General features: G+C 64.8%; 9 protein-coding genes and 1 pseudogene. 7 read left to right on the top strand and 3 right to left on the bottom strand.

Annotation, left to right across the window (positions count from 1 at the left end; translation table 11 throughout):
- The first annotated feature begins 7 nt into the window (after positions 1-7).
- Complete coding sequence (locus K4A76_RS12420) at positions 8-3,274, top strand: transporter substrate-binding domain-containing protein (RefSeq protein WP_274410355.1); 3,267 nt, start codon at positions 8-10, stop codon at positions 3,272-3,274.
- Here the strand turns inward: K4A76_RS12420 and K4A76_RS23885 are convergent.
- From K4A76_RS23885 to K4A76_RS12430, 3 genes and pseudogenes are all read right to left on the bottom strand, one after another.
- A complete protein-coding gene (locus K4A76_RS23885) occupies positions 3,249-3,821 on the bottom strand; it encodes a methyl-accepting chemotaxis protein (RefSeq protein WP_443218425.1) in 573 nt (190 codons plus the stop codon). The genes K4A76_RS12420 and K4A76_RS23885 overlap by 26 nt on opposite strands.
- A 12-nt stretch (positions 3,822-3,833) precedes the next feature.
- Positions 3,834-4,568: pseudogene (locus K4A76_RS23890) on the bottom strand (PAS domain-containing protein); the annotation flags it as partial.
- A gap of 149 nt (positions 4,569-4,717) precedes the next feature.
- Positions 4,718-5,737, bottom strand: a complete 1,020-nt coding sequence (locus K4A76_RS12430; RefSeq protein ID WP_054905442.1) for a LacI family DNA-binding transcriptional regulator — start codon at positions 5,735-5,737, stop codon at positions 4,718-4,720.
- Between the two features lie 207 nt (positions 5,738-5,944).
- On the opposite strand from K4A76_RS12430, the gene K4A76_RS12435 reads away from it, so the two are divergent.
- The 6 genes from K4A76_RS12435 (at position 5,945) to K4A76_RS12460 (ending at position 14,382) form a co-directional block, all read left to right on the top strand.
- Positions 5,945-6,484 carry a gluconokinase gene (locus tag K4A76_RS12435; RefSeq protein ID WP_274410357.1) on the top strand — a complete coding sequence of 180 codons (540 nt, stop codon included), beginning with the start codon at positions 5,945-5,947 and terminating at the stop codon, positions 6,482-6,484.
- A gap of 126 nt (positions 6,485-6,610) precedes the next feature.
- Positions 6,611-7,963: a GntP family permease gene (locus tag K4A76_RS12440; protein ID WP_054905444.1), complete on the top strand. Its 1,353-nt coding sequence runs from the start codon at positions 6,611-6,613 to the stop codon at positions 7,961-7,963.
- A 94-nt stretch (positions 7,964-8,057) separates the two neighbouring features.
- Positions 8,058-8,360 carry a hypothetical protein gene (locus K4A76_RS12445; RefSeq protein ID WP_029885132.1) on the top strand — a complete coding sequence of 101 codons (303 nt, stop codon included), beginning with the start codon at positions 8,058-8,060 and terminating at the stop codon, positions 8,358-8,360.
- A 176-nt stretch (positions 8,361-8,536) separates the two neighbouring features.
- Entirely contained in the window at positions 8,537-9,778 is a 1,242-nt protein-coding gene (mexE, locus tag K4A76_RS12450; protein WP_274410358.1) for a multidrug efflux RND transporter periplasmic adaptor subunit MexE, read from the top strand.
- A 12-nt stretch (positions 9,779-9,790) separates the two neighbouring features.
- A complete protein-coding gene (locus K4A76_RS12455) occupies positions 9,791-12,970 on the top strand; it encodes an efflux RND transporter permease subunit (RefSeq protein WP_212624202.1) in 3,180 nt (1,059 codons plus the stop codon).
- Positions 12,967-14,382 (top strand): efflux transporter outer membrane subunit, encoded by a 1,416-nt coding sequence (locus K4A76_RS12460; protein ID WP_274410359.1) that lies wholly within the window; start codon positions 12,967-12,969, stop codon positions 14,380-14,382. Before K4A76_RS12455 ends, K4A76_RS12460 begins: the two co-directional genes overlap by 4 nt.
- Positions 14,383-14,404 lie beyond the last annotated feature (22 nt).

The following is a 14,404-nucleotide window of genomic DNA, read 5'->3' on the forward strand; positions in this document are numbered from 1 at the left end:
GGCGAGCATGAAGTTCCTGCTGGCGAGCGCCTTCATGATCATCAGCCTGGCCAATGCCAGCGGGTTGCAGGCCAGCAGCGAACCCCGGCAGTTGTTGGCGCGCTCGGTCAGTGCTGCCGCGCCGCTGGCGCTCTCGGCCGAAGACCGCCAGTGGCTGCAGCAGCACCGGCAACTGGTACTGGGCAGCTCGCGGCCGGACTACCCGCCCTTCGAGATCAATGTCAGCCCCCGTGACTACGAAGGCCTGAGCGCCGATTACGCCGGCCTGATCGGCGAGCAGCTTGGCATTGGCATCGAAGTGCGCCGTTTTGCCAGCCGCCACGAGGCCATCACTGCCCTGCATGAGGGGCGCATCGACCTGCTGGGCAGCTCCAACGCCTTCGAGGCAGCAGACGCCCACCTCAGCCTGAGCTCACCCTATGCCGACGACCTGCCGGTGGTCGTGACCCGGGAGGGGCGCAGCCTGAAGGGTACGCCCGACCTGGCCGGCCTGCGCCTGGCCATGGTTGATCACTACCTGCCCGCCAATACCGTACGCAGCCTGTACCCCAAGGCGCAACTGAGCCTGTACCGCTCCACCCTGGCCGGGCTGGCCGCTGTCGAACTGGGCGAGGCCGACGCCTACCTGGGCGACGCCATCAGCACCGACTTCATGATCGGCAAAAGCTTCCAGGGCACGTTGAAGATCGACCACTTTTCCCCGGCCGCCCCCGAAGCGTTCGCGTTCGCCCTGTCCAGCGACAACCTGCACTTGCGCCAGCTGGTCGACAAGGCACTGGCCCGCATCAGTGAAAGCGAACGGCTGAACATCCTGCGCCGCTGGAGCGGTGGCAATACCAGCCTGTTGTTGCAGCGCCACCTGACGGCCCTCAGTGCCGAAGAGGAAACCTGGATCGCCGAGCACCCCGTGGTCAACGTGCTGATCAACACATCACTGGCGCCCTTGACCTTCAACGACGCCCAGGACAACGCCAACGGCATCACCCTGGATCTGCTCAAGCAGATCGGCTTGCGCACCGGGTTGCAGTTCAAGACCGTTGAAAGCACATCGGCCTACCACATGGTCGAGCGGCTGAACCAAGGTGATGCGCTGATGATCGGCGCCTTGGGCTACGGCGCAGACCGCGCCAGGCAACTGCGCTACACCCGGCCTTACCTGGTCAGCCCAAGGGTGTTGGTCACCCGCAGCGACACCATCGCACCCGCCCCTTTGAAGGCCCTGGACGGCCAGCGTATCGCGGTGGTCAAAGGCTCGCCGCAACGCGCCTTGCTGCAGCAACGCTACCCGCAGGCCCGCCTGGTCGAGGTGGACAACCCGCTGGGCCTGATGGAGGCCGTGGCCAATGGCCGTGCCGACGTCGCCCTGAGCAACCACATCAATGCGGCGTACTACATCAGCCATGTATTCAAGGACCGCCTGCGCATTGCCAGTGTGCTCGATGAAGACCCGGCCCTGGCCGCCTTCGCCGTGGCCGCCGACCAGCCCCAGCTCCAGGCCATTCTCGACAAGGCACTGTTGAGCATTCCGCCTGAAGAACTGGCGCAGTTGATCAACCGCTGGCGCACCAGCTCACTGGTCAGCGACAGCCCTTGGCGCGACTACCGCACCCTCGCCCTGCAAGTGCTGGTGCTGTCGGCGCTGCTGCTGGCCGGCGTGGTGTTCTGGAACAGCTACCTGCGCAAGTTGATCAACCAGCGCACCGAGGCGCAACACGCCCTGCAGGACCAGTTGGCGCTGAGCCGCGGGCTGCTGGAGCAACTGCGCCAGGCCAAGGACGACGCTGAACAGGCCAGCCAGACCAAAAGCACGTTCCTGGCCACCATGAGCCATGAAATCCGCACCCCGATGAATGCCGTGATCGGGTTGCTGGAACTGGCGCTGGAGGACTGCCGTAGCGGCCGCAGCGATATCCATACGCTGCAGACGGCACATGATTCAGCGCTTGGCCTGCTGGAACTGATTGGCGACATTCTCGATATTTCCCGGATCGAGTCCGGGCACATCACCCTGCAACCCGTGCCCACGGACCTGCGCGAACTGGTGCGCGCCACCTTGCGCGTGTTCGAAGGCAACGCCCGGGCCAAGGGCCTGCACCTGCACGGCGAACTGCCGGCTGAACCGGCCTGGGTGCTGGCGGACCCGCTGCGGCTCAAGCAAATCCTGTCGAACCTGATCAGCAACGCCATCAAGTTCACCGACCGTGGCGAGGTGCAGGCCAACCTGCTTCTGCCGGTTATCGCCGGCCATGACGTGTTGCCGGTGGAGCTGGATGTGCGCGACACCGGCATCGGTATCAGCCCTGCCGACCAGGCCCGCCTGTTCAATGCCTTTGTCCAGGCCGACGGCCCCAGGGCCCGCCAGGGCGCAGGCTTGGGCCTGGTCATCAGCCGCACGCTTGCCGAGCTGATGGGCGGCACGCTGAAGCTGCAAAGTGTCGAAGGCGTCGGCACCCGGGTGCAAGTGAACCTGCAGCTGCCCACCTGCGCGCCCCCGGCAGCCGTGCCCGAGGACCCGGCCCAACTGGAAAACAGCGACGGGCCTTTGAATGTGCTGATCGTCGACGACTACCCTGCCAACCTGCTATTGCTGGAGCGGCAATTGCACACCCTTGGGCACCAGGTCAGCCTGGCGCAGAACGGTGAAGTCGCCTGGGGCCGCTGGCAAGCGGGGCGCTTCGATGTGGTGATCACCGATTGCAGCATGCCGGTCATGGATGGCCATGAACTCACCCGGCGCATTCGCCAGTTCGAGGCCGAGCGCAGCCTGCCCAGGTGCCGGATTCTGGGTATCACCGCCAATGCCCAGGCCGAGGAACGTACCCGCTGCCTGGCCAGCGGGATGGACGTTTGCCTGTTCAAGCCGATAGGTTTGCGAGCCCTCAAAGCCCACCTGCCCCAGGCCCGCCCACCTGCGCCAACAGCGCGCGCGGGCGGCTTGAACCTGGATGAGCTACGCCACCTGACTCAGGACGACGCGCAGCTCACCAGGCATTTGCTAGAGCAACTGTCGATCAGCGTTGGTGAAGACCTGGCGGCCCTGCATGCGCTGGCGGCGGACGCGCCAGAAGAGGCGCTGCGGGCCTTGGCCCACCGTATCAAGGGCGGTGCCAAGATGATCAGGGTACGCACCGTGGTCCAGGATTGCGAAGCGATCGAAGCGGCCCAGGCGCAAGGCTCGCCGACCGACGAGCCGCGCGCACGGCTGCAAGCCAGCCTGCAGGCCCTGCTGGACGATATGCGTGCTGCGCTCAATGCAATTGCAGCGTCGAACTGATCTGGCTGATGGCATCGACCACGTGCCTTGAGCCTTGCTGAATCTCCATGATCACCGTGCCGGCTTCATTGGCCAGCGCCACGCCATGGCCGGTGCGGTTCAGGCTTGACTGCATGCTGGCTACGGCCAGCAGCGACAGGTCGTGGTTCTGCCGCACCACATCGACGATTTCCAGGGTAGCCTTGCTGGTGCGCGCGGCCAGGTTGCGCACCTCATCGGCGACCACGGCAAAGCCGCGCCCGTGTTCGCCGGCACGGGCGGCTTCGATGGCCGCATTCAGCGCCAGCAAGTTGGTCTGGTCGGCGATACCACGAATGGTCAGCACAATCTGCCCGATCACATCCGACTGTTTGCTCACCGCATCGATGCTGCGCGCTGCGTCGTTGAGCTCCACGGAAATCTGCTCGATCACCTGCACGGTCTGCTGTACCACTTCGGTGCCTTTGCGCGCGCAGGCATCGGTCTGCACCGAACTGGCATGGGCCGCATCGGCGGCACTTTGCTGGGTACAGACCTGGTCGGTGATGTCGCTGGCGAACTTGACCACCTTGTACAGGCGGCCCTTGCTGTCGAAGATCGGGTTGTAGGAGGCTTCCAGGTACACCGTCTGGCCTTGCTTGTTCACCCGCTCGAAGCGGTGCGAGTGGTATTCGCCACGGTTCAGCGAGGCCCAGAACTGGCGGTACTCGGCCGACTCACGCTCGTGCGGCAGGCAGAACAGGCCATGGTGGCGCCCTACCACCTCGTCGAGCCGGTAACCCATGGTGTCCAGGAAGTTCTGGTTGGCCTTGATCACCCGCCCTTGCGGGGTGAACTCGATCACTGCCATGGCGCGGCTGATCGCCTTCAGCAGGCTTTCGCTTTCATGCTCAAGGGCGACGCGCTGACTGATGTCGGACGCCACCTTGATCACGCTGCTGACTTGGCGCTGGGCATCCAGCACGGGCATGTAGCTGGCCTCCAGCCAGACTTCACGGCCGGCCTTGTCGACGCGCTCGAACGTGCCGCTGATGGCCTTGCCCTCGCCGAGCTCATGCCACAATTGCTGGTACTCGGCGCTCTGGGCGTAGCCCGGCTCACAGAACAGCCGGTGGTGCTTGCCGCGCAGCTCTTCGGCGCTGTAACCCATGGCCTGGCAGAAGCGGTCGTTGGCGTCGAGAATGGTGCCATCCGGGGCGAATTCGATCATTGCCATGGAGCGACTGATGGCAGCCAGTTTGGCCTGTGCGTCGGCCAATGCCTGATGGCTGCGCTGGATCTCGACCAAATCGGATTTGCGATGGAAATCGAACATGACGCCGGGCCTCCTTTATGCGCGGTTTCATGAGCATAGATGGCCGTATGCGCGGTGCAAGCACAGTGCCATCGCTTTGTGATTACTCCATTTCTGTTACGCCGGCAGGCCGCCAGGGCGTGGTCAACGCCATTGCACAGGCGAGCGAATCAGGTACTTTCCCGCACCATCAGCTCAAAACCCAGGTCCTGTTGGGCACTGGCCACCCGTTTGCCGTCCAGCAACGCGAGCAAGGCCTGGGCCGCGCCCCGACCGACGGCAGCCCGCGGGGTACGGATAGACGTGAGGCGCGGCACCATGTGCGCCGAAGCCGGCAGGTCGTTGAAGCCCACCATGGCCACCTGGCGAGGCACCTCCACACCTTGGCGCAACGCCTGCAAGACAGCGCCCTGGGCCAGGTCGTCGTTGCAGAAGAAGATGCCGTCCACATCCGGGGCCTGCTGCATCAGGCGGCTGAACAGTGTGCTGCCCAAGGCAATCGAAGAAGGCTCCGGGGCCAACACTTCCAGTTCCGCAGCGTGCAGGCCCGCCTCGGCCAGGGCCTGGCGGAAACCCTCGGCCCGCTGCATCACCCGCGGGTCGAGTTGCGCGGCTATGAATGCCAGGCGCTTGCGCCCGCGTTCGAGCAGGTGCCGCGCGGCAGCCCGCCCCGCCTGCTCCTGGGAAAAACCGACCGATACTGCCCCCGGCTCGCCCTTGAGCTCCATCATGTGCACGCAGGGTACACCGCTGGCGGCCAGCATCTGGCGGGCCGCATCGCTGCGCTCGAACCCGGTCAGCAACATGCCGCAGGGCTGATAGGCCAGGTAATTGCGGATCAGGTTCTCTTCTTCGGCCAGGTCATAGTGATAGTTGCCGATCAGCACCTCGAGCCCACGCGGGCGCATGACGTCGTGGATGGCCTCCAGGGTATCGATGAACAGCTGGTTGGACAGCGACGGGATCAGTACCACGACAGACTGGCTGCGCGCCGAGGCCAACGCCCGGGCCGCAGGGTTGGCCACGTAGCCCAGGCTGGCGGCGGCAGCCATGACCTTTGCGGCCAGCTCTGGGGCAACCGTGCTCACGCCGCGCAGCGCGCGCGAAGCGGTGATCGGGGAAACCCCGGAAAGCCTGGCCACTTCAGCCAGGGTAGGACGACCTGTGGTACGGGAGCCGGTGCGGGACATGGATGTTGTAATTTTACTACTTGCAAGGATGGGGAACGGCCACTAAGGTAGCGCTGTCTCAGGATGCAGGCAATGTAATCTTTGGTAGCTGCCGCTACACGCGTGCTGCCAGGCGTCCATACTGCGTAAGGACAAGACCAATAACACCGGGGAGGTGGCTGTTCGTCAGCGACGAGACAGCGCTACCTCACCCCGCAGGAGGTACTGATGAATTCTCCCCTGTCCGCCATCGTGGTGATGGGCGTGGCCGGTTGCGGCAAAAGCTGCATCGGTGCTGCCATCGCTGACCGAAGCGGCGGTCGCCTGATCGAAGGCGACGCTTTCCACCCTGCCGAAAACATCCGCAAGATGAGCGCGGGCATCCCCCTGGACGACGCCGACCGCGCCGGCTGGCTGGTGCGCCTGGGCGAAGAGTTGCAAACCATCAGCCAGGCCGGCGAACGCCCGATCCTGACCTGCTCGGCGCTCAAGCGCCGCTACCGCGAAACCCTGCGCCAGGCCATGCCTGGGCTGGTGTTCGTTTTCCTCGAACTGTCGCCTGCCGAAGCCGAAAAGCGCGTGAGGGCACGCCCTGGGCATTTCATGCCGGCCAGCCTGATCGACAGCCAGTTCGCCGCCCTGGAATCGCCCCGTGGCGAGCCCCTGACCCTGGCCCTGGACGCTACCCAGCCCATCGAAGCCCTGGCCGAAGCGGTAGACCGCTGGCTAAAGCGCTGCGGTGAGCAGGGCCTGGCGCAGACCGCCTGACCCAGCGGTTTACCGGCTCACCAAAGACAGCGCTACCCGACCCCGCGAAAGCGCGGAAAGTTCGTAAAACGCTACGCCAAAACAAACGCTACGCCAAAACAACGATAAGACCGAGGCCTTGAAACCATGTTCGGACTGGCTACTGATACCTTCCTGTTGCTCGACGCGCTCGTGACGATCGTCGGGCTGATCCTGCTGATCACCCACTTCAAGGTTCACCCCTTCGTCGCCCTTACCCTGGCGGCCGGCTTTTTGGGCCTGACCTCCGGCATGCCGGTGGCCAAGGTCATGAAGTCGTTCCAGGACGGCTTTGGCGGTGTGCTGGGCTTTGTCGGCATCGTGCTCGCCCTGGGCACCATGCTTGGCAAACTGATGGCCGACTCCGGCGGCGCCGACCAGATCGCGCAAACCCTCATTCGCGCCTTCGGCAAGAAGAACGTGCACTGGGCCATGATGTTCGCCGCTTTCCTGGTGGGCATTCCGCTGTTCTTCGAAATCGGCTTCGTGCTGCTGATTCCACTGGTGTTCATCGTGGCCCGGCGCTCCGGGGTTTCGCTGGTGAAAATCGGCATTCCATTGCTGGCCGGCCTGTCGGTCGTGCATGGCCTGGTACCGCCGCACCCGGGCCCGTTGCTGGCGATCGGCATCTTCCACGCCGACATCGGCAAGACCATTTTCTACGGCCTGATCGTGGCGCTGCCTACCGCCATCATCGCCGGCCCGCTGTTCGGTAACTTCATCTCCCGCTACATTCCCGGCAACCCGTCGCAGGAGCTGATGGACCAGATCGCCAAGGAGTCCGACCAAGGCAACCTGCCGAGCTTCAGCATCACCCTGATCACCGTGCTGCTGCCGGTGGCCTTGATGCTGCTGAAAACCTTCGCCGACGTGGTGCTGCCTGCCGAGCACATAGTGCGCCAGTGGATGGACCTGATCGGCCACCCGATCACCGCCCTGCTCGCTGCCTTGCTGCTGGCCTTCTACACCTTTGGCTCGGCCCGCGGTTTCAACCGCCAGCAAATCATGAAAATGCTCGACCAGAGCCTGGCGCCAACCGCTGCGATCGTGCTGATCGTCGGTGCCGGCGGCGGTTTCAAGCAGATGCTGGTGGACACCGGGGTGGGCAACGTGATCGGGCAAATGGCCGTGCAAGCGGAAATTTCGCCGATCCTGCTGGCCTGGCTGGTGGCGGCGGTGATCCGTATCGCCACCGGTTCGGCCACTGTCGCGACCATCACCGGCGCGGGTATCGTGGCACCGGTGATCGACCTGGTGCCGGGGGTGAACCGTGAGTTGCTGGTGCTGGCCACCGGCGCCGGGTCGCTGATCCTGTCGCATGTCAACGACGCCGGCTTCTGGCTGGTGAAGCAGTACTTCAACATGACCGTGGCCGAAACCTTCAAGACCTGGAGCATGATGGAGACGATTCTTTCCATCGTCGGCATCATCTTCATCATGTTGTTGTCGCTGGTGGTGTAACCGCTGATCGGAACAATGAGCGCAACAATGGCACGTTAGCGCCACGGGTGGGGCCGAAAGGGAGTACGCCCCACCCGACGCAATGGAGACTGCCATGAACCGCTCAAGCGTGCTGCTGATTGCCCTGCTCGCCTCGCCACTGGCGCTTGCCGCCGGCACTGGCCCGACCTACCCCGACGACCCGCACAACAACGCGCCGCAGCCCGGCGTGGACAGCACCCTCAACCCGATCGAAAAACCCATGCCGCGCGATACCGACCCGCGCATCAAGGGCAATGACCCGGACAGCCCGCCCGCCCAGCAGAACGACAGTCGTGACTTGCCAGGCATGGACGGCACAGGGTCCGAAGGGACCGGTGGTGCCGACGCAGGCGGCGCTGGCGGCAGCCAACGCTAAGCCCGTGGCAGCGGGCCCTGGCACCGGCTTCGGGTGCAGGCCCGCACCCTCGATTCACCACCCGCTGATCCCGACCTATCATTCAGCGTGATAATACATTTCGGCCCGTTCGATTCGTGCCTCTCGCGCAAGACACTCACACTCCGCCCATCACTAATACATTGGCGGAGTTCTCCATGGAACAATCACTCAAACCCTTGCGCTTCCCCCTCGCAGCCCTGGCTGTGGTGGTGATCAGCGCTTGCGGCCGAACCCCCGACGCCGTGCAGGCTCCCGCCGCGCCGAAGGTCACCGTGGCCAAGGTGATCGAGCAACCGATCAATGAATGGGACGAGTTCACCGGCCGCCTCGAAGCCCCGGAAACCGTCGAGGTGCGCCCGCGGGTGTCCGGCCAGATCGACCAGGTCGCCTTCACCGAGGGCGCCCAGGTCAAGAAAGGCGACCTGCTGTTCCAGATCGACCCGCGTCCGTTCCAGGCAGAAGTCCGCCGCCTTGAAGCCCAGTTGCAACAAGCCAAGGCCACCGCCATCCGCAGCGCCAATGAAGCCCGCCGTGGTGAGCGCCTGCGCGACAGCAACGCCATTTCCGCCGAGCTGGCCGAATCGCGCAGCAGCGCCGCTGCCGAAGCCCGGGCCGGGGTCGACGCCATCCAGGCTCAACTGGACCTCGCCCGCCTGAACCTCAGCTTTACCCGGGTTACCGCGCCGATCAGCGGCCGGGTCAGCCGCGCCGCGTTCACGGCCGGCAACATCGTCAGCGCCGACGTGACCCCGCTGACCAGCGTGGTCTCCACCGACAAGGTCTACGCCTACTTCGACGCCGACGAGCGCGTGTACCTCAAGTACACCCAGCTGGCGCGCGAGGGCCAACGCGGCCAGAGCACCCCGGTGTACCTCGGCCTGACCAATGAAACCGGCACCCCTCACCTGGGCCAGATGAACTTCGTCGACAACCAAGTCAACCCGCGCACGGGCACCATCCGTGGCCGCGCCGTGTTCGACAACCGCGACGGCCAGTTCACCCCCGGCCTGTATGCCCGGCTGAAGCTGGTGGGCAGTGCCCAGTACGACGCCGTACTGATCAGCGACGAGGCCGTGGGCACCGACCTTGGCAAGAAGTTCGTGCTGGTCATGGACAAGGACAACAAGGCCGCCTACCGCGCCGTGGAACTGGGGCCGAAACTCGAAGGCCTGCGCATCGTGCGCAGCGGCTTGGGCAAGGACGACCGCATCGTGGTCAAGGGCCTGCAGCGCGTACGCCCGGGTTCGCCGGTGACGCCGCAGGAAACCCAGATGGCCAGCGAGCAGACCCTCGCCGCCCTCGCCCAGCAGCGCCAGGCCCTGGAGGCCAGCAACCCGGCGCCCAAAGTGGCGGGCAACAACGTGAAAAACGCCAGCGCCCAGGCGCCACGCGGTTAAGGGACCAGACCGATGAACTTCTCCAAATTCTTCATAACCCGGCCGATCTTCGCCGCCGTGCTGTCGCTGGTGCTGCTGATTGCCGGCTCGATCTCGCTGTTCCAGTTACCCATCAGCGAATACCCCGAGGTGGTGCCGCCAACCGTGGTGGTACGCGCCAACTTCCCGGGCGCCAACCCGAAAGTCATCGGCGAAACCGTGGCTGCGCCGCTGGAGCAAGCCATTACCGGTGTGGAGAACATGCTGTACATGTCTTCCCAGTCCACCGCTGACGGCAAACTGACGCTCACCATCACCTTCGCCCTGGGCACCGACCTGGACAACGCCCAGGTGCAGGTGCAGAACCGCGTCACCCGCACCCAGCCCAAGCTGCCGGAAGAAGTGACCCGCATCGGTATCACCGTCGACAAGGCCTCGCCCGACCTGACCATGGTCGTGCACCTGACCTCGCCGGACAACCGCTACGACATGCTCTACCTGTCCAACTATGCCATCCTCAATATCAAGGACGAGTTGGCACGCCTTGGCGGCGTGGGTGATGTGCAGCTGTTCGGCATGGGCGACTACTCGCTGCGCGTCTGGCTCGACCCGAACAAGACCGCCTCGCGCAACCTCACCGCCAGTGACGTGGTCGCGGCCATTCGTGAACAGAACCGCCAGGTCGCCGCCGGCCAGTTGGGCGCCCCGCCCGCCCCGGGTTCGACCAGCTTCCAGCTGTCGATCAACACCCAGGGCCGCCTGGTCAACGAGGAAGAGTTCGAGAACATCATCATCCGCGCCGGCGCCGACGGCGAAATCACCCGGCTGAAAGACATCGCCCGGGTCGAGCTCGGCTCCAGCCAATATGCCCTGCGCTCGTTGCTGAACAACCAGCCGGCAGTGGCACTGCCGATCTTCCAGCGCCCAGGCTCGAACGCCATCGAGATCTCCGACGAAGTACGGGCAAAAATGGCCGAGCTGAAGAAGGACTTCCCCGAAGGCATGGACTACAGCATCGTCTATGACCCGACCGTGTTCGTGCGCGGCTCCATCGAGGCGGTGGTGCACACCCTGTTCGAAGCGCTGGTGCTGGTGGTGCTGGTGGTCATTCTGTTCCTGCAAACCTGGCGCGCCTCAATCATCCCGTTGCTGGCGGTGCCGGTATCGCTGATCGGCACCTTTGCGGTCATGCACCTGTTCGGCTTCTCGCTCAACGCGCTGTCATTGTTCGGCCTGGTGCTGGCCATCGGTATCGTGGTGGACGACGCCATCGTGGTGGTGGAAAACGTCGAGCGTAATATCGGCTTGGGCCTCAAACCCCTGGAGGCGACGCAGAAGGCCATGGCCGAAGTGACCGGCCCGATCATCGCCACCGCCTTGGTCCTGTGTGCGGTGTTCGTACCTGCTGCCTTCATTTCCGGCCTGACCGGGCAGTTCTACAAGCAGTTCGCGCTGACCATCGCCATTTCCACGGTGATCTCGGCATTCAACTCGCTGACCCTGTCACCGGCGCTGGCTGCCGTGCTGCTCAAGGAACACCATGCGCCCAAGGACCGTTTCTCGCGGTTACTGGAAAAACTCCTGGGCAGCTGGCTGTTCGCCCCGTTCAACCGCTTCTTCGACCGTGCCTCGCACCGCTATGTGGGCGGCGTGCGCCGGGTCATTCGCTCCAGCGGCATCGCCCTGTTCGTGTACGCCGGCCTGATGGGCCTGACCTACCTGGGTTTCTCGTCTACCCCCACCGGCTTCGTACCGGCCCAGGACAAGCAATACCTGGTGGCCTTCGCCCAGTTGCCCGACGCCGCCAGCCTCGACCGCACCGAGGCGGTGATCAAGCGCATGAGCGAAATCGCCCTCAAGCAACCTGGCGTGGCCGACTCGGTCGCCTTCCCTGGCCTGTCGATCAACGGCTTCACCAACAGCCCGAACAGCGGCATCGTGTTCACCCCACTCAAGCCGTTTGACGAGCGCAAGGACCCAAGCCAGTCGGCTGCCGCCATCGCTGCCGCGCTCAATGCGCAGTTCGCCGATATCCAGGACGCCTACATCGCGATCTTCCCGCCACCGCCCGTACAAGGCCTGGGCACCATCGGCGGCTTCCGCCTGCAGATCGAAGACCGCGGCAACCTGGGCTATGAAGCCCTGTACAAGGAAACCCAGAACATCATCGCCAAAAGCCACGAGGTGCCGGAGCTGGCGGGCCTGTTCACCAGCTACCAGGTCAACGTGCCGCAGGTCGATGCCGCCATCGACCGGGAAAAGGCCAAGACCCACGGCGTGGCGATCAACGACATCTTTGACACCCTGCAGGTCTACCTGGGCTCGCTGTACACCAACGACTTCAACCGCTTTGGCCGCACTTACCAGGTCAACGTCCAGGCTGAGCAGCAGTTCCGCCTCGATGCCGAGCAAATCGGCCAATTGAAGGTGCGCAACAACCTGGGCGAGATGATACCGCTGGCGACCTTCCTCAAGGTCAGCGATACCTCCGGGCCGGACCGTGTGATGCACTACAACGGTTTCATCACCGCTGAAATCAACGGTGCCGCAGCGCCCGGCTACAGCTCTGGCCAGGCCGAGGCGGCCATCGAAAAACTGCTGAAAGCGGAACTGCCCAACGGCATGACCTTCGAGTGGACCGACCTGACCTACCAGCAGATCCTCTCGGGCAACACCGCGCTGTTCGTGTTCCCGCTGTGCGTGCTGCTGGCCTTCCTGGTACTGGCTGCCCAGTACGAAAGCTGGAGCCTGCCGCTGGCAGTGATCCTGATCGTGCCGATGACCCTGCTGTCGGCGATCACCGGTGTGATCGTATCGGGTGGCGACAACAACATCTTCACCCAGATCGGGCTGATCGTACTGGTGGGCCTGGCGTGCAAGAACGCGATCCTGATCGTCGAGTTCGCCAAGGACGAACAGGCCAAGGGCCTCGACCCGCTGGCTGCCGTGCTGGAAGCGTGCCGCCTGCGGCTGCGGCCGATCCTGATGACCTCCATCGCCTTCATCATGGGTGTGGTGCCGCTGGTCTTCAGCTCGGGTGCAGGCTCGGAAATGCGCCATGCCATGGGTGTGGCGGTGTTCTCCGGGATGATCGGCGTGACCGTATTCGGATTGTTCCTCACCCCGGTGTTCTTCTTCCTGATCCGCCGTTTCGTCGAGCGTCGCCAGGCCCGCAAGGCCGAACGCGTGCAAGTGCTGGAGAACCACGCATGAACCTGCTCAAACCCCTGACGCCAAGCCTGCTGGCCCTGGCCCTGGCCGCCTGCGCGGTCGGCCCGGACTACCAGGCCCCCGCCACCGCACCTGCCCAGCTGGGCGCTGATGCGCAGGCCAAGGCCTATGACCGCAGCCACTTTGAAAGCTTGTGGTGGAAGCAGTTCGACGACCCGGTACTGAACCAGTTGGTGCAGGCTTCGTTGACCGGAAACCGGGATCTGCGCGTGGCCTTCGCCCGCCTTAAGTCGGCCCGCTCAATCCGTGAAGACGCCGAGAACGACCCGTTCCCGGTGGTCACCAGCCGTGCCAGCAGCGATATCGGCAAAGGCCAGGTTCCTGGCCAGATCGAGCAACGGGTGAACAGCGAACGCTATGACCTGGGCCTGGACATGGCCTGGGAGCTGGACCTGTTCGGTCGCATCCAGCGCCAGATCGAAGCCAGTGAAGCGCAGGAAGCGGCCGCTGCCGCCGACCTGCAGCAGTTGCAGGTCAGCCTGATCGCCGAACTGGTCGATGCCTATGGGCAATTGCGCGGTGCACAGCTGCGCGAGAAGATTGCCCTGGCCAACCTCAAGACCCAGCAGCAATCGCGCAGCATCACCGAAACCCTGCGCGACGCCGGGGTCGGCAACGACCTCGACGTGGTGCGCGCCGATGCCCGCCTGGCCGGGGTCGAAGCGACGGTGCCGCAACTGCAGGCCGAACAGGCCCGGGCGCGGCACCGTATCGCCACCCTCCTCGGCCAGCGCCCCGACGCCCTCAGCGTAGACTTGTCGCCCAAGGCGCTACCGGCCATCGCCAAGGCGCTGCCGGTGGGCGACCCCGGCGAACTGCTGCGCCGCCGCCCGGACATTCGCAGCGCCGAACGCCAACTGGCAGCCGCCACGGCCAACGTCGGCGTCGCCACCGCCGACCTGTTCCCGCGGGTCAGCCTCAGCGGTTTCCTGGGCTTTACCGCCGCGCGCGGGTCGCAGCTCGGCTCATCGGCGGCCAACGCCTGGGCCTTGGGCCCCAGCATTACCTGGGCGGCGTTCGACCTGGGCAGCGTGCGGGCCCGCCTGCGCGGGGCCAAGGCCGACGCCGAAGGCGCCATGGCCAATTACGAGCAACAGGTGTTGCTGGCACTGGAAGAGTCGGCCAACGCCTTCAGCGACTACGCCAAGACCCAACAACGGTTGCTGTCGTTGATGCGCCAGAGCGAAGCCAGCCGCAAGGCGGCGCAGCTGGCCTCGATTCGCTACCGCGAGGGGACCGTGGACTACCTGGTGCTGCTCGATGCCGAACGCGAACGGCTGAGTGCCGAAGATGCGCAAGCGCAAGGCGAGGTCGAGCTGTACCGCGGCATCGTTTCGATCTACAAAGCCCTGGGTGGCGGCTGGCAACCGCAGACCGTGGCCAGCGCGCACTGACCCCAGGCACGACCATGGCCTG

Origin of the sequence: Pseudomonas sp. NEEL19 (assembly GCF_028751975.1) — a bacterium.
Lineage (GTDB): Bacteria > Pseudomonadota > Gammaproteobacteria > Pseudomonadales > Pseudomonadaceae > Aquipseudomonas > Aquipseudomonas juntendi.

What these genes read in the sequence shown, in the direction of transcription:
- mexE (WP_274410358.1), top strand. Translation starts at nt 8,537, where the DNA reads ATGGAACAATCACTCAAACCCTTGCGCTTCCCCCTCGCAGCCCTGGCT.
- K4A76_RS12455 (WP_212624202.1), top strand. Translation starts at nt 9,791, where the DNA reads ATGAACTTCTCCAAATTCTTCATAACCCGGCCGATCTTCGCCGCCGTG.
- K4A76_RS12460 (WP_274410359.1), top strand. Translation starts at nt 12,967, where the DNA reads ATGAACCTGCTCAAACCCCTGACGCCAAGCCTGCTGGCCCTGGCCCTG.
- K4A76_RS12420 (WP_274410355.1), top strand. Translation starts at nt 8, where the DNA reads ATGAAGTTCCTGCTGGCGAGCGCCTTCATGATCATCAGCCTGGCCAAT.
- K4A76_RS12435 (WP_274410357.1), top strand. Translation starts at nt 5,945, where the DNA reads ATGAATTCTCCCCTGTCCGCCATCGTGGTGATGGGCGTGGCCGGTTGC.
- K4A76_RS12440 (WP_054905444.1), top strand. Translation starts at nt 6,611, where the DNA reads ATGTTCGGACTGGCTACTGATACCTTCCTGTTGCTCGACGCGCTCGTG.
- K4A76_RS12445 (WP_029885132.1), top strand. Translation starts at nt 8,058, where the DNA reads ATGAACCGCTCAAGCGTGCTGCTGATTGCCCTGCTCGCCTCGCCACTG.
- K4A76_RS12430 (WP_054905442.1), bottom strand. Translation starts at nt 5,737, where the DNA reads ATGTCCCGCACCGGCTCCCGTACCACAGGTCGTCCTACCCTGGCTGAA.